Annotated in this window: 13 protein-coding genes and 1 pseudogene; 6 read left to right on the top strand and 8 right to left on the bottom strand. The window is 70.6% G+C overall.

Annotated elements, in window-relative coordinates; all coding sequences use genetic code 11:
• Positions 1-322: 322 nt before the first annotated feature.
• From JMO03_RS18190 to JMO03_RS18175, 4 genes are all read right to left on the bottom strand, one after another.
• On the bottom strand, positions 323-589 hold the full coding sequence (locus JMO03_RS18190; RefSeq protein WP_202845155.1) for a hypothetical protein: 267 nt from the start codon (positions 587-589) through the stop codon (positions 323-325).
• Entirely contained in the window at positions 586-1,905 is a 1,320-nt protein-coding gene (locus JMO03_RS18185; protein WP_202845154.1) for an AmpG family muropeptide MFS transporter, read from the bottom strand. Before JMO03_RS18185 ends, JMO03_RS18190 begins: the two co-directional genes overlap by 4 nt.
• Positions 1,902-2,702 carry an exodeoxyribonuclease III gene (locus JMO03_RS18180; protein WP_202845153.1) on the bottom strand — a complete coding sequence of 267 codons (801 nt, stop codon included), beginning with the start codon at positions 2,700-2,702 and terminating at the stop codon, positions 1,902-1,904. The genes JMO03_RS18185 and JMO03_RS18180 overlap by 4 nt, the downstream gene beginning before the upstream one ends.
• A gap of 222 nt (positions 2,703-2,924) precedes the next feature.
• Positions 2,925-3,275 carry a zinc ribbon domain-containing protein YjdM gene (locus JMO03_RS18175; RefSeq protein ID WP_202845152.1) on the bottom strand — a complete coding sequence of 117 codons (351 nt, stop codon included), beginning with the start codon at positions 3,273-3,275 and terminating at the stop codon, positions 2,925-2,927.
• 76 nt (positions 3,276-3,351) lie between these two features.
• On the opposite strand from JMO03_RS18175, the gene pyrE reads away from it, so the two are divergent.
• Together pyrE and JMO03_RS18165 are read left to right on the top strand one after the other, a co-directional pair.
• Positions 3,352-4,014, top strand: a complete 663-nt coding sequence (gene pyrE / locus JMO03_RS18170; protein WP_202845151.1) for an orotate phosphoribosyltransferase — start codon at positions 3,352-3,354, stop codon at positions 4,012-4,014.
• 25 nt (positions 4,015-4,039) lie between these two features.
• A complete protein-coding gene (locus JMO03_RS18165; RefSeq protein ID WP_202845150.1) occupies positions 4,040-4,675 on the top strand; it encodes a hypothetical protein in 636 nt (211 codons plus the stop codon).
• A 272-nt stretch (positions 4,676-4,947) separates the two neighbouring features.
• Here the strand turns inward: JMO03_RS18165 and JMO03_RS18160 are convergent, their stop codons facing one another.
• Entirely contained in the window at positions 4,948-6,204 is a 1,257-nt protein-coding gene (locus tag JMO03_RS18160) for a TIGR03862 family flavoprotein (RefSeq protein WP_202845149.1), read from the bottom strand.
• Between the two features lie 88 nt (positions 6,205-6,292).
• Between JMO03_RS18160 and JMO03_RS18155 the strand changes: the two genes are divergently transcribed.
• A complete protein-coding gene (locus JMO03_RS18155; RefSeq protein WP_202845148.1) occupies positions 6,293-7,420 on the top strand; it encodes a Gfo/Idh/MocA family protein in 1,128 nt (375 codons plus the stop codon).
• Between the two features lie 155 nt (positions 7,421-7,575).
• Here the strand turns inward: JMO03_RS18155 and JMO03_RS18150 are convergent, their stop codons facing one another.
• The 3 genes and pseudogenes from JMO03_RS18150 to coaBC form a co-directional block, all read right to left on the bottom strand.
• Positions 7,576-9,921, bottom strand: coding sequence for a phosphomannomutase/phosphoglucomutase (locus JMO03_RS18150; RefSeq protein ID WP_202845147.1), 2,346 nt, complete (start codon positions 9,919-9,921; stop codon positions 7,576-7,578).
• A 20-nt stretch (positions 9,922-9,941) separates the two neighbouring features.
• Positions 9,942-10,415 carry a dUTP diphosphatase gene (gene dut, locus JMO03_RS18145; protein WP_202845146.1) on the bottom strand — a complete coding sequence of 158 codons (474 nt, stop codon included), beginning with the start codon at positions 10,413-10,415 and terminating at the stop codon, positions 9,942-9,944.
• A pseudogene (gene coaBC / locus JMO03_RS18140) lies at positions 10,412-11,619 on the bottom strand (bifunctional phosphopantothenoylcysteine decarboxylase/phosphopantothenate--cysteine ligase CoaBC). The gene dut and the pseudogene coaBC overlap by 4 nt, the downstream one beginning before the upstream one ends.
• 196 nt (positions 11,620-11,815) lie before the next feature.
• On the opposite strand from coaBC, the gene radC reads away from it, so the two are divergent.
• The 3 genes from radC (at position 11,816) to JMO03_RS18125 (ending at position 15,029) form a co-directional block, all read left to right on the top strand.
• Positions 11,816-12,490 carry a RadC family protein gene (radC, locus tag JMO03_RS18135; protein ID WP_202845244.1) on the top strand — a complete coding sequence of 225 codons (675 nt, stop codon included), beginning with the start codon at positions 11,816-11,818 and terminating at the stop codon, positions 12,488-12,490.
• A gap of 71 nt (positions 12,491-12,561) precedes the next feature.
• On the top strand, positions 12,562-14,250 hold the full coding sequence (gene argS, locus JMO03_RS18130; RefSeq protein ID WP_202845145.1) for an arginine--tRNA ligase: 1,689 nt from the start codon (positions 12,562-12,564) through the stop codon (positions 14,248-14,250).
• A gap of 14 nt (positions 14,251-14,264) precedes the next feature.
• Positions 14,265-15,029, top strand: coding sequence for an SPOR domain-containing protein (locus JMO03_RS18125; protein ID WP_202845144.1), 765 nt, complete (start codon positions 14,265-14,267; stop codon positions 15,027-15,029).
• Position 15,030: the final 1 nt, after the last annotated feature.

Here is a 15,030-nt window from a genome sequence, read left to right as displayed (position 1 = left end):
TTCTGCAGGGCTGACGGCGTTCCGTCCGCGTGCGGCCGCCGGGTTCGTCTCTTTGCCGGCCCAAAGAAACGAACCAAAGAAAAGGCCCTCCCCGCAAAGTCGCGAGCTCGAGGCGGTCGCACTGTTGCGATTTTTCGACACGGCATCCATGCCGTGGCGAAAAACGGCGCGCGTCCCGGCCACCCGGACATGCCGTTGCGGGAAAGCCTTCTCCGATTCGCTTTTGTTCGACTGCGTCGGCGGCCTCGTTCGCCGGGCGGCTCGCCGTTCGCGCTTCAGGGCGAGCGGGCGCTAGAAGGGTGCGGATCGCGGTACGCGCGCATCAGGACCCGCCCCCCCTCGGCGCCCGCCCGATCGCGGCGTAGCCGGGATCGTCGGGAACCTGCTCCAGCGCCGCGATCGCCGCCTGCAGCACATCGGCCTCGGAATTGTCGAAGCGCACCGAACCGTCGCCCTCGAACATGTGCAGCCCCTGCTCCAGCAGGTACTGCATCGCCCGCGGCAGGGTCCAGCCGCGGGCGTCGGCCACGCGCCGGATCCGGTCCACCAGCACCGGGTCGGCATCCCTGAGCACGATGTCGGTCGTCACGCTCCTGCGCCAGGCTCGTTGATGGGTTCACGGATACGCTGCCACAGCCAGGCCAGCAGCAGCAAGGTCGGGACCACGGTCAGGGCGCTGAGGACGAAAAAGGCGGAGTAGGAGGTCGCCTCGACGATGAACCCCGAAACCCCACCGGCGAACTTTCCCGGCAGGTTGGCCAGCGACACCAGCAGCGCGAACTGCGTCGCGGTGAAGTTGCGGTCGGTCAGCGACGACATGAACGCGATCAGCACCACGCCGGCGAAGCCCTGGAAAAGGTTGTCGGCGGTGATCGCGGCGTAGAACGCCCAGATCTGCGACGGATACTGCGCCATCAGCAGGAATGCGAGGTTGGACAGCGCCACGCCGATCGCGGCCACGAACAGCATCTTTCGGAAGCCGAACGCCGCAACCGCGAGACCGCCCAGGAATGCACCGGCGATGCCGGTCCAGATGCCGTACAGCTTCGACACAGTGGCGATATCGGCCTTGCTGTAGCCGGAATCGAGGTAGAACGGCCCGGCCATCACGCCGATGACCTGGTCGGGAAACTTGAAGAACCCGACGAAAAGCAGCAGCACGATGCCCAGCGCCAGGCCGTTGTTCTTGAAGAAGCTCGAGAATGGTTGCCAGAACGCGCCGAAGAAATCGATACGGCGCACCACGGTGGCTTCCGGTTCCACCGGTTCCCGACAGGCCAGCGTGGTGACGACGGGGATCAGCATCAGCGCAGACATCGCGATGTAAGCCCACTGCCACCCCTGGAACTCGGCCAGGTACAACGCACCCGCACCGCCGATGATCAGCCCGAAGCGGTAGCCCAGCGTGTACGTGGCCGCAAGCGCGGCCTGTGCGGTCGCGGGCGCCACTTCGATGCGGTAGGCATCGACCACCGAATCCTGGGTGGCGCCCGCGAACGACCCCACCAGCACCCAAGCCACCAGGGCGCCGACGCCCAGCTCCGGCCGCGTCAAGGCCAGCGCGAACAGGCTAGCTGCGACCAGAAGTTGCGAGAACAGCAGCCACGAGCGCCGCCTGCCGAGGAAAGCGGTCAGCGGGAAACGGTAGCGGTCGATCAGCGGCGCCCACAGGAACTTCAGCAGGTAGAAGAAGCTGGCCAGGCTGATCAGGCCGATGCTGCCGAGATCGAGGCCCACGTCGCGCAGCCGCGTCGACAGTGTCATCGACGCGATCAGCAGGAACGGAAGTCCGGAGCCGAGTCCAAGGAACAGCATCGTCATCGCCGATGGCGTCCCGAAGGCACGTTTGATCCCCGCCCACCCCTTGTAGGAGCGCGCCGGTTCCGCGGCGGCAGCCCGGTTCATTCGGCGTAATCCACAACGTACGGCGCATGATCCGAGAAGCGCGGCTGCGGGTGCACCGCGCAGCCGCTGAGCCGCTTGGCCAAGTCCGGCGTGACCAGCTGGTAGTCGATGCGCCAGCCGACGTCGTTGGCGCGGGCCGCGCCGCGGTTGCTCCACCAGGTGTACTCGACCGCATCGGGTTTGAGCACGCGGAAGCTGTCCTTCCAGCCGCGCGCCGGCGGCTCGACCAGGCCGTCGCCGCAGGCGTCGGCGATCAGGCCGTTGAGCCAGGCGCGCTCGGGCGGCAGGCAGCCGGAATTCTTCTGGTTGCTGGACCAGTTCCTGATGTCGTTGCGGGCGCGGACGATGTTCCAGTCGCCGCACAGCACGTAGTCGCGGCCGCTGGCCAGCCAGCCGTCGAGGATCGGCTTGAGCCAGTCCATGACCTCGAACTTGAAGCCCTGGCGCAGTTCGCCCGAGGAGCCGGAAGGAATGTAGAACGAGACCACGCTGAGGTTGCCGTAGCGCGCCTCGATATAGCGGCCCTCGTCGTCGAACGGCGCCCAGCCCAACGAAGTGCGCACCTCGTCCGGCTCGCGGCGGCTGTAGATCGCGACCCCGCTGTAGCCCTTCTTGGTGATCGCGTCGCGGTAGTGGCAGTGGCCCAGCGGGCGGAAGCAGGGGTCGGCGAGCTGGTCCTCCTGCGACTTGGTTTCCTGCAGGCAGACGATGTCGGCCTGCTGCGCCTGCAGCCAGTCGAAGAAGCCCTTGTTGGCGGCGGAGCGGATGCCGTTGGCGTTGAAGCTGACGATGCGCATGCGTCTGGCGGATGGGGCGGTCGGGCAAGCCTAGCGGAAAGCGCGCAAGCCCGCCGCTGCGTACTCCGCCTGTCACTGCGAACGCACGGGGCGAGGCATCCTTCCCTGTCTGCCCGCGTCGAAATGGGAGCCGCCCCGGCCTGCGGCCCGGGATGACGGGACCACTATCAACGTACCGGCGTGTCCGCAGACGGGGGCCGGCACGCCCGGCGAACGGCGGCGTCAGGCCTTGCGGACGAACACCGACTTCAGACCCATCTGGCCGATGCCGTCGATCCTGCAGTCGATGTCGTGGTCGCCCTCGACCAGGCGGATGTTGCGCACCTTGGTGCCGACCTTGACCACCTGGGAGGAACCCTTGATCTTGAGGTCCTTGACCACGACCACCGTGTCGCCGTCGGCGAGCGCGGTGCCGTTGGCATCGCGCACCTGGCCCTCGACTTCGGCGGCGGCCGCCTGTTCGGCCTGCTCGGCCGGCGACCACTCGTGCGCGCATTCGGGACAGACCAGGCCGGCACCGTCCTCGTAGGTGTAGCCGGATCCGCACTCGGGGCACGGGGGCAGGCCGGACATCGCACTCTCCTGGATCTGGAAGCCCTGCATTCTCGCACTCCTCCTCGCCTCCACCGGCATGGGACAATGCGTGGCCATGACCGACCATCGCACCCGATTCCTGGAACTGGCGCTGCGCGCGCAGGCGCTGCGCTTCGGCGAGTTCACGCTCAAGTCCGGGCGCGTCAGCCCGTACTTCTTCAATGCCGGGCGCTTCGATTCCGGCGCGTCGCTGGCCGCGCTGGCCGGCTGCTATGCCGATGCTTTGGATGCGGCCGGGATCGATTTCGACCTGCTGTTCGGCCCGGCCTACAAGGGCATCCCGCTGGCGACCGCGCTGGCCTGCGAGTACGCGCGCCGCGGCCGCGACCTGCCGCTGGCGTTCAACCGCAAGGAGGCCAAGGCCCACGGCGAGGGCGGCACCCTGGTCGGCGCGCCGCTGGACGGCCGCCGGGTGCTGGTGGTGGACGACGTGATCACCGCCGGCACCGCGATCCGCGAGGCGCTGGCGATCATCCGCGACGGCGGCGGCAGCCCGGCCGGGATCGTGATCGCGCTCGACCGGCAGGAAATCGCCGGCGAGGGCCAGGCGCTGTCGGCCGCACAGGCGGTCACCGTGGCCAATGACATCCCGGTGGTGGCGGTCGCCACCCTGTCCGACCTGCTGGCGTTCGCCGACCAAAGCGCGGCCCTGTCGGACGAGCGTTCGCGTTTACAGGCGTATCGGGCGCAATATGGCGTCCGTGACACCCTCCACTGATTCGAGCCGCAGGGGGCGGAATTCGATGAAGATGCACGTGTTGCTGGCCGCGGTGGCGCTGTGCGCGCTGTCCGCGACGGCGTCGGCGCAGAACACCGCCGAGAAGAAGCTGTACTGCTGGGACGAGGGCGGCCGCAAGGTCTGCGGCGACGCCTTGCCGGCCAACGCGGTGGACGCCGCGCGCACCGAACTGAGCGCGCGCAGCGGGCGGCCGTTGGCGCGGATGGGCGAACAGCTGACCCCGGAAGAACGGGCCGCGGCCGACGAAGCCGAGCGCCAGGCCTCGATCGCCGCCAACGCCGAGGCCGCGCGCCAGCGTCGCGAACGGGCGATGGCCGAGTCCTACGAAACCGAAGAGGACCTGCGGGCCGCGTTCGACGACCGCATCGTGCTGGTGGAGGAAGGCCTGAAGACCTCGCGCCTGGGCGTGTCCAACCTGCGCCAGAGCCTGGTCTCGCTGCTGCGCCAGGCCAACGACCTGGAATTGCAGGGCCAGCCGGTGCGCAAGGCGCTGGCCGACAACATCCAGGCGCAGCACCGCGACCTGTTGCGCCAGCAGGCGATCATGCGCCAGCAGCTCGAGGAGCGCGCTTCGCTCGATGCCGACCTGCAGTACGCGGTCGAGCGCTACCACGCCCTGAAGAGGCCGAAGCAGGGCTAGACCCTCATTGGGACCGGGGGCGCACCCGTCCGGCGAGCTTCGCGTCGCGATCGCGACCCCGTGAGCGCGCCAGCGTTCGTCGTTTCCGTGCCCCGGTCCGTCAGTTCGACTGGAGGGAGAAATCTCCTGTCGCCGCCTGGCCCGCGACCGTTTCCGGACCGGCTCATCCGACCGGGATTTCTCCCTCCGGTCGAAACGACAAGTTCGGGATCCCGATGTGGAGACGACAAGCCTGGGGTCGCGAGGGGGAAAATGACGCCGCGCCTGCCCGATCAGGCCGGCGCGGATGCGGTTTCGCGCAGCCACTCGACCAGCCCCTCGGCCGCGACCAGCCCGCTCGCGAAGCAGGCGGTGAGCAGGTAGCCGCCGGTCGGCGCTTCCCAGTCGAGCATCTCGCCCGCGGCGAACGTGCCCGGCCGCGCGCGCAGCATCATCCGCCCGTCCAGCGCCTCCAGGCGGATGCCGCCGGCGCTGCTGATCGCCTCGGCGAGCGGCCGCGGGCGTCTCAGCACCAACGGCAACCGCTTGATGGCGTCGGCCACACGCGCCGGATCCGACAGCGCCTCGCGCGGCAGCGCCTCGTGCAGCAGTCCGGCCTTGGCGCCCTCGATCCCGGCGACGCGGCGCAGGTGTTCGGACAGGCTGCGGCGCCCGCGCGGTCGCGCCAGCGCCTCGCGCAGCTGCGCCTGGCCGCGTCCGGGGGCGAGGTCCAGGGCGATGCGGGCTTCGCCATCGCGATCGACGAGTGCGCGCAACGTCGCTGACATGGAATAGATCACGCTGCCTTCCAGCCCGGTTCCGGTCACGACGCCTTCGCCCTGCAACGCGTGCTCGCGGCCATCGATATCGTGCCAGTGCACCACCAGCGGCTTGAGCGGCGCCCCGGCATGGCGCCGGGCGAAGTGCGCCGACCAGCCGATGTCGAAGCCGCAGTTGGTCGGCCGCAGCGGCGCGACGTCCATCCCGTGCGCGGCCAGCACCGGTTGCCAGCCGCCGTCGCTCCCCAGCTGCGGCCAGCTGCCGCCGCCGAGCGCGAGCACGGCCGCGTCGGCGCGCACCCGCACTTCGCCATGTGGCGTCTCGAAGCGCAGGGCGCCCTCGTGGTCCCAACCGGTCCAGCGGTGCTGCACGTGGAAGGCGACGCCCTGTTCGCGCAGCCGCCGCACCCACCCGCGCAGCAGCGGGGCGGCCTTGCGATCGAGCGGGAACACCCGGCCCGAACTGCCGACATACGTCTCGACCCCCAGCTCGCGCGCCCAGTCGCGCAACGCGCCGGCATCGAAACGCGCCAGCCAGCGGCCGACCTCGGCGGCGCGTTCGCGGTAGCGGGCGACGAACGTCGCCAGCGGATCGGAATGAGTCAGGTTGAGCCCGCCCTTGCCGGCGATCAGGAACTTGCGCCCGACCGAGCCCTTGGCTTCGTATAGATCGACGCCCAGCCCGGCGGCGCGCAGGCGTTCGGCGGCGATCAGGCCGGCGGGGCCGCCCCCGACCACCGCAACGCGACGTGTAGGGGTCGGCCCGTGCATCGACGCATTATCGCCGCGCGCAGGCGCCTGCACGGGCCGCGGGTGAGCGCTAACATTGGCCGACACCATCGAGAACGCGGAGACGACCATGAGCGGGGATCGAAGCACGGGCTGGACGCGCCGGCAGGCGCTGCAATCGATGGCGCTGGCCGGCGCTGCGGCCGCCTGGAGTCCGCGCGGCCTGGCGCAGGCGCCGCAGCGCAGGATCGGCGTCGCCCTGGTCGGCCTCGGCGGCTACGCCCGCGGGTTGCTGGCCCCGGCGCTGGAGCTGACCAGGCACTGCCGCCTCGCCGGCCTGGTCACCGGTTCGCCCGACAAGCTGCCCGAGTGGCAGGGCAAGTACGGCATCCCCGACCGCAACGTCTATTCGTACGAGGATTTCCACCGCATCGCCGACAACCCGGACATCGAAGCGGTGTACATCGTTACCCCGAACCACCTGCACAAGGCGCACACCCTCACCGCCGCGGCCGCCGGCAAGCACGTGTGGTGCGAGAAGCCGATGGCGATGGACGCCGCCGAGGGCGAGGCGATGGTCAAGGCCTGCCGCGACCACAAGGTGCAGCTGACCATCGGCTACCGCATGCAGCACGAGCCCAACACCCGCCGGTTCATGGCGATGGCGAAGGAGCGCCCGTTCGGTCGCATCATCAAGCTGCGCGCGGACGCGGGCTGGTTCGGCTGGCGCGACGGCGCCGACGAGGCCTGGCGCCTGGACCCGGCGCGCGGCGGCGGCGCGATGTACGACATGGGCGTGTACTGCGTGAACGCCGCGCGCTACTCCACCGGCATGGAGCCGGTCGCGGTCCAGGCCTGGGACGAGACCGTGCGCCGCGAATTGTTCAGGGGCGTCGACGAGACCATGCGCTTCCGGCTCGAATTCCCCGAGGACATCGTCGCCGAGTGCGTGACCAGCTTCGGCCGCAACCTCAATACGCTGCAGGTCGACTGCGAGCGCGGCTGGTACACGATGTCGCCGTTCCAGAGCTACGACGGCAACCGCGGCCGCGCCAGCGACGGCACCGTGTTCGAGCCGCAGCTGGGCAAGTCGCCGCGCATGCAGGCCGAGCAGATGGACCAGGATGCGCTGGCGATCATGGAAAACCGCGCGCCACGCGTGCCGGGCGAGGAAGGCGTGCGCGACATGCGCGTGCTGGATGCCGCGTTCGAATCGGCGCGCGGCGACGGAAAGCGCGTGGAGATCGTGCAGGGCTGACCCGGCCAACGTTGGATCATGCGCACGATCACGACATTGTCATCCCGAACGCAATAAGGGATCTGCCGCTGTCTTCGCGCTCGCAAAGGCGAGATCCCTCACTGCGTTCGGGATGACAGCCTGCGTCGCCGGAGGACGCCGCAGGCGGACCGTCTTCAGAACGGCAGCTGCAACTCCGGATCGACCAGCGCGATCTGGGCGCGGAAGTCGGCCAGGATGCGGTCCAGGGCCTCCTGGTCGTCGGCGTCGAAACGCAGCACCAGCACCGGCGTGGTGTTGGACGCGCGCACCAGGCCCCAGCCGTCGTTCCAGTCCACCCGCAGGCCGTCGATGGTCGACGCCCTCGCGCCTTCGAAGCGCGCCTGCTGCTGGAAGCGTTCGACGAAACCGTGCGGATTGCCGTCGGCCACCTCGACCTTGATCTCCGGCGTCGACACCCCGCCCGGCAGCGCGTTGAGCGCCTCGCTGGGATCGCCCGGATCCAGCGCCAGGATCTCCAGCAGGCGCGCGGCGGCGTAGATGCCGTCGTCGAAACCGTACCAGCGCTCCTGGAAGAAGAAGTGGCCGCTCATCTCGCCGGCCAGCTCGGCCTCGGTCTCGCGCATCTTGGCCTTGATCAGCGAATGTCCGGTCTTCCACATCAACGGGCTGCCGCCGTGGCGCAGGATGTGCCCAGGCAGGCGGCCGGTGCACTTGACGTCGTACACGATCACCGCGCCCGGGTTGCGGTCGAGCACGTCGGCCGCGAACAGCATCAGCAGGCGGTCGGGATAGATGTTCTCGCCGTCCTTGGTCACCACGCCCAGGCGGTCGCCGTCGCCGTCGAAGGCGACGCCGAGGTCGGCATCGAAGCGCTTCACCGTGCCGATCAGATCCACGAGGTTGTGGGGTTCGCTCGGGTCCGGGTGATGGTTGGGAAAGGTGCCGTCGATCTCGCAGAACAGCGGGATCACCTCGGCGCCGATCGCTTCGAGTACGCGCGGGCCGATCTCGCCGGCGACGCCGTTGCCGGCGTCGACCACGACCTTGAGCGGCCGCGCCAGCTGGATGTCGTTGCTGATGCGCTCGACGTAGGCATCGGCGATGTCGCGCTCGCTCACGTCTCCGGGCATCGGCGCATCGTGCAGGCGACCGTCGGCGATGCGCGCGTACAGGTCGGTGATGGTGTCGCCCGACAGCGTCTCCCCGCCGACCACGATCTTGAAGCCGTTGTAGTCGGGGGGGTTGTGGCTGCCGGTCACCGAGATGCAGCAGCCGGTGCGCAGGTGGAAGGCGCCGAAGTAGACCACCGGCGTCGGCGCCATGCCGATGTCGATGACGTTGCGTCCGGCCTTGCGCAGCCCGCGGACCAGCCCGGCGACCATGTCGGGCCCCGAGAGGCGGCCGTCGCGGCCGATGACGATGTCGGCCAGGCCCTGCTCCTGCATCAGCGAGCCCACCGAATGGCCGATCAGCTCGGCCACGCCAGCGTCGAGCGTCTGGCCGACGATCCCGCGGATATCGTAGGCGCGGAAGATGCTGCGGTCGATGTCCACCGGCACCGGCCGGGGGGTTTCCTTGATCGCGATCGGCGGCGGGACGGCGGTCGACGACGGCTGGCCGGCGTCCCCCACGGGTTCCGCCAGCGCCTCGACGAAGGTCCGCTCGGACGCAGGGTCGACATCGTGGTCCTTCCCGACGAACACATGGCGCACACGTGCCGGCATGCGCCACAGGAGATAGGAGATCAGCAACAGCAGCACGGCCGCCACAAGCAGCGGCATGCCGGTCAGACCCAGCGGCGGTGCGCCGACATGCGGCACCGCGGCGGCAACGCGCAGTCCCGTTCCGGGGACCGGAACCGCCATGCGTTCAGCCGACTCCTGCTGGGCAACGTCGCCGCGCTCGGCGAGCGAGAAACCGCCCTGCCGCAACGCGAGATAGGCGCCATCGTCCACGCTCACCGCGTCCAACGCAGCCGTGGCGCGCGACAGCGGCAGTTGCACGAACGCGATTCCCACCAGGGACTCGCCGACGCGCGCCGGCGCCGCAAGGGCGACCCGCGGCGCGTCGTCGACGCGCACGATCGATACCACCGGCCTGTCCTCGGCCAGTGCGGATTCCATCGCCGCGAGCGGCCCGAAGCCCGCCTCCGGAAGCTGCGCGTAGACCCCGGACAGGTCGATCGGCTGCACCAGCGCCTGCTCCAGCTGCGGCCAGTCCGCGGCCATTGCCTCGCCGGCGGCCTGAAGGTCGCCGGACTGCAGGGCCGACTGCACGGACTGGCTCTGCAGGCGCTGCTGCAGGCGTTCCAGGTCGCCCGAGAGCATCGTCGCCGTCATCTGCGCGGCCGAGTCGCGCGCAAGGGTCACGTTGCTGCGCCGGGTGTCGCCCTGCAGCTGTCGCCAGCCGTTCCAGACCAGCCACACCGCCAGCACCGCCAGCGCGGCCGCCAGCCAGGGCAGCCAGGGACGTACCTGCGCGAAGACGCGCGCCTTGATCGGTTCGCTCGTGGTCGTCATGTTCTTTCCGTTGTCCCCTGTCAGCGCACGCCGGTATGGCCGAAGCCACCCGCGCCTCGCGCGCTGTCGGTGAAAGTATCCACGACCTGCAGGCTGGCGCGCACCACCGGCAGGACGACCAGCTGCGCGATCCGGTCGCCCGGTTCGATCGTGAAGGTCTCGCGGCCGCGGTTCCAGACGCTGATCAGCAGCGGTCCCTGGTAGTCGGCATCGATCAGGCCGGTGCCGTTGCCGAGCACGATGCCGTGCCGGTGGCCAAGCCCCGAGCGCGGCAGCACCACCGCGCACAGCCCGGGGTCGCCGATATGGATCGCCAGGCCCGAGGGCACCAGCGCGGCGTCGCCCGGCGCCAGTGCCAGCGGGACGTCGAGCGCCGCGCGCAGGTCTAGCCCGGCGCTGCCGTCTGTGGCATGGGCCGGCAGCGGCCACTCGCGGCCCATGCGTGGGTCGAGCAGCTTGACCTGCAGCGCGATGGCGACGGTCCCGTGGCTCATGCCTGCAGGCGCTCGGCGACCAGATCGACCAGCCGCGCGGCGACCTCGGTCTTCGCTGCCGGACCGAGCCGGCGTTCGCCACCGTCCCAGTACACCGTCAGGGCGTTGTCGTCGCACTCGAAACCGCTCCCGGCCGCGCCGACCAGGTTGGCCGCGATCAGGTCGAGCCGCTTGTTCGCGAGCTTGCCGCGCGCGTAACGCTCGACCTCGTGGGTCTCGGCGGCGAAGCCGACCACCAGCGCGGGACGCCGCGGGTGCACGGCCACCTCGGCGAGGATGTCCGGCGTGCGCACCAGCTCCAGCACCAGGGTGTCGCTGCCGACGGTCTTCTTGAGCTTGTGCTCGGAGACCCGGCGCGGGGTGAAGTCGGCGACCGCCGCCGCGCCGATGTAGACGTCGACGGGCAGCGCCTCGAGCACGGCCGCGTGCATCTGCGCCGCGGAACGCACGTCGATGCGTTGCACGCCGTCGGGGGTGTCCAGTTGCACCGGCCCTGCCACCAGCACCACCTCCGCGCCGAGGTCGCGCGCGGCGGCGGCGACCGCGAAGCCCATCTTGCCGCTGCTGCGGTTGCCGACGAAGCGCACCGGATCGATGTCCTCGAAGGTCGGCCCCGCGCTCACCAGCACCCGCTTGCCCGCCAGCGCCCCGCTCACGCGGCCTCCAGCGCGGCGACGATCGCCGCCGGCTCGCTGAGCCGGCCAGGGCCGGATTCACCCTCGGCCAGCGGTCCATCCTCGGGGCCGACGATGCGGGCGCCGCGTTCGCGCAGCAATGCCACGTTCGCCTGGGTCGCGGGGTGCAGCCACATGCGGTGGTTCATCGCCGGGCACAGGGTGATCGGCGCGGTGGTGGCCAGGCACAGGGTGGCGACCAGGTCGTCGGCGAAGCCGTGGGCGAGTTTCGCGAGCATGTTGGCGGTGGCCGGGGCAACGACCACCCGGTCGGCCCAGCGCGCCAGTTCGAGGTGGCCCATCGCCGCTTCCGCCGCCGGGTCCCAGAGGGAGGTGCGCACCGGGCGGCCCGAGACCGCCTGGAACGTCTGCGCGCCGACGAAGCGCTGTGCGTTCTCGGTCATCGCCACCTGCACCTGGGCCCCGGCATCGCCGAGACGGCGCACCAGCTCGGCCGCCTTGTACGCGGCGATCCCGCCGCATACGCACAGCAGCAGGCGTTGTCCTCGCAGGCCGCGCTCGGCTGCCATCGTCAGGAAAGTCCTACCCCGGATCCGGGCGACAGCTTACCCGATGCCGGGTGATCGCCCGGCGGCGGCGGACACCGCGTTGGGTTGCAATCGCTGCAACGCCGGCGACCGGGCCGGACGCGCACCGATGGGAATTCCCCTGTTCCGCCGGGGCGCCTCGCCGGTCGCCAGCGCCTCCACCCTCCTCGTCCCCGCCATGCACATTCGCGACTGGCCCAGCCACGAACGCCCCCGCGAAAAACTGCTCGCCCGTGGCGCCGGCGCGCTGTCGGACGCGGAGCTGCTGGCGATCTTCCTCGGCTCGGGCCTGCGCGGCCAGGATGCGGTGGGCACTGCTCGCCAACTGCTCGACCTGCACGGCCCGCTGCGCCGGCTGCTCGAGCTGGATCCCGCCGGAATGGCCTGCCTTCCGGGGTTGGGCCCGGCCCGCGCCTGCAAGCTGTCGGCGGCGCTGGAGCTGTGCAACCGCTGGCTCGCGGCCGGCCTGGAGCGTGGCGAGGCGCTGACCGACCCGGGCTCGGCCGGCCGCTACTTCGCCCAGCGCCTGCGCCGGCAGGCGATCGAGGTGTTCGCAGCCCTGTTCCTGGACACCCGCCACCGCGCGCTGGCGTTCGAGGAGCTGTTCCGCGGCACCATCGACGGCGCCGAGGTGCACCCGCGCGAGGTGGTGCGGCGCGCGCTGGCGCACAACGCCGCGGCGGTGATCGTCGGCCACAACCACCCCAGCGGCAACCCCGAACCCAGCGCTGCCGACCGCGCCGTCACCGCGCAGCTCAAGCAGTCGCTGGCCCTGGTCGACGTGCGCCTGCTCGACCACTTCGTCGTCGGCGACGGCGCGCCGGTCTCGCTGGCGGCGCGCGGCTGGGTGTGACGACACGGCCGTTCGGGAACGACAGGCGCCCTCGCGTACAATGCCGGGCTGCATAACCCGATGCGCCTTCCGTGAAATCCCAGCTCCGCGGCCTGATCGAACAGGCCATCGCCGGCCTGCGCGCCGCAGGCACCCTGCCCGACGACCTCGCCACGCCCGACTTCGTCGTCGAGCGGCCGAAGGATCGCGCGCATGGCGATTTCTCCAGCAACGTCGCGATGCTGCTGGCGAAACCGGCCAGGTCCAATCCCCGGGCGCTGGCGCAGGCGCTGGTCGATGCGCTGCCGCGCGGCGGCGACATCTCCAGTGTCGAGATCGCCGGCCCCGGCTTCCTCAACTTCCGGCTGTCGCAGCAGGCCTGGCAGCGGCAAATGCGCCTGGTGCACGCCGAAGGCGGGCGCTACGGCCGCAGCGACAGCGGCGCGGGTCGCACCGCGGGCGTCGAGTACGTCTCCGCCAACCCGACCGGCCCGCTGCACGTCGGCCACGGGCGCGCCGGCGCGATCGGCGACTGCATCGCGCGCGTGCTCGAGGCCAACGGCTGGCGCGTCAAGCGCGAGTACTACTACAACGATGCCGGCGTGCAGATCGAGAATCTCGCGCGTTCCACCCAGGCGCGCGCGAAGGGGCTCGAGCCGGGCGATGCCGACTGGCCGGCCGAGGCCTACAACGGCGACTACATCGCCGACGTGGCGCAGGCCTACCTGCGCGGCGACAGCGTCGAGGTCGAAGGGCACACCGTCACCGGCAAGGACGATGCCGACGACCTCGACGCGATCCGCCGCTTCGCCGTGGCCTGGCTGCGCCGCGAGCAGAATGCCGACCTCGCCGCGTTCGGGGTGTCGTTCGACGTGTACTTCCTCGAGTCGTCGCTGTACGCCGACGGCAAGGTGGAGGAGACCGTGCGCGAACTCGTCGCCCACGGCCACACCTACGAGGACGGCGGCGCGCTGTGGCTGAAGACGACGGACTTCGGCGACGACAAGGACCGCGTGATGCGCAAATCCGACGGCAGCTACACCTACTTCGTGCCGGACGTGGCCTACCACCTGTCGAAGTGGCAGCGCGGCTACGAGCGCGCGATCACCGAGCTCGGCGCCGACCACCACGGCTCGCTGCAGCGGGTGAAGGCCGGCCTGCAGGCGCTCGATGCCGGCATCCCGGCCGACTATCCCGAGTACGTGGTGCACCAGATGGTCACGGTGATGCGCGGTGGCGAGGAAGTGAAGCTGTCCAAGCGCGCCGGCAGCTACGTGACCCTGCGCGACCTGATCGACGAGGCGGGCGCGGACGCGGTGCGCTGGTTCCTGGTCGCGCGCCGGCCCGAGTCGCAGCTCACTTTCGACATCGATCTGGCGCGCAGCCAGTCGCTCGACAACCCGGTGTACTACGTGCAGCTCTCGCACGCGCGCATCTGCGGCCTGCTGCGCCAGCTGGACGAACGCGGCCTGGCATTCAACCTGGAACGCGGCCTGGCGCAACCATTGGACCTCGACGACGTCCCGCTGCGCGACCTGCTGATCGACCTCTCGCGCTGGCCCGAGATCGTGGCCGCCGCGGGCGAGCAGTTGGAACCCCACCTGATCGCGGCCTACCTGCTCGAACTGGCGCAGGGGTTCCAGACGTATTACAACGACCACCAGTTCCTGGTCGACGACGACGCCGTGCGCGACGCGCGGCTGGCGCTGGCGCTGGCGGTGCGCCAGGTGCTGGCGAACGGGTTGCAATTGCTGGGCGTCGGCGCGCCCGAACGGATGTAGGAGGGCGACAGCAGATGGCGGCACGACGCGGCAAGTCCCAGGCAAGGCGCAACGACGGCAACACCATGCCCGGCTGGGCCTGGATGGTCCTCGGCATCGTGATCGCACTGGTCGCGGTGCTGGTGCTGCCGCGCTATCTCAAGTCCGACCGCGAGGACGGCTTCTTCCGGCCGCAGCCCAACCTCGCCGCACAACCGCCGGTCAGCGCGATCGACGAAAGCGAGACGCCGCCCGCTGACGATGCGGCGCCGCGGCGCGACGCTGCCGCCCCGGACGCCGGCGCCACCAGCCCCGAGTACGACTTCTACACCGTCCTGCCCGAGCAGGAAGTGGCGATGACCGACGCGGAACTGGCCGCCAGCGCGCGCGAGGAAGCCGAACGTCAGCGTCGCACCCTCGCCGCGCAACGCCAGCGCGAACAGGACGCCGCCGATCTGGCGACGCCCACCACGCCCGCCACGCCCGCGCCCACCGCGCCGACCGCACCCGCGACGACGCCCGCCGCGACAACCACCGCCGCCACTGTCCCCGCAGCCGTCCCGGACGGCGCCCGCTACATCCTCCAGGCCGGTTCCTTCGGCGCTTCCGGCGATGCCGAGGCGCTCAAGGCCCGCATCGCCCTGCTCGGTCTCTCGGCCCGGGTCGAATCCGGCGTCGCCAACGGCAAGACCGTCTACCGGGTGCGCATGGGCCCCTACGGCACCGCCACCGAGCTGGCCGAAGCCAAGCAGAAGCTCGGCAACGGCGGCCTGCCGGCGCTGGCGATCCGGGCGAACTGAG

This window comes from Luteimonas saliphila, from assembly GCF_016774335.1.
In the GTDB taxonomy this organism is placed as follows: domain Bacteria; phylum Pseudomonadota; class Gammaproteobacteria; order Xanthomonadales; family Xanthomonadaceae; genus Luteimonas; species Luteimonas saliphila.
The sequence above is the reverse complement of the archived record's forward strand: the minus strand, read 5'-3'. Positions and strand labels throughout refer to the sequence as shown.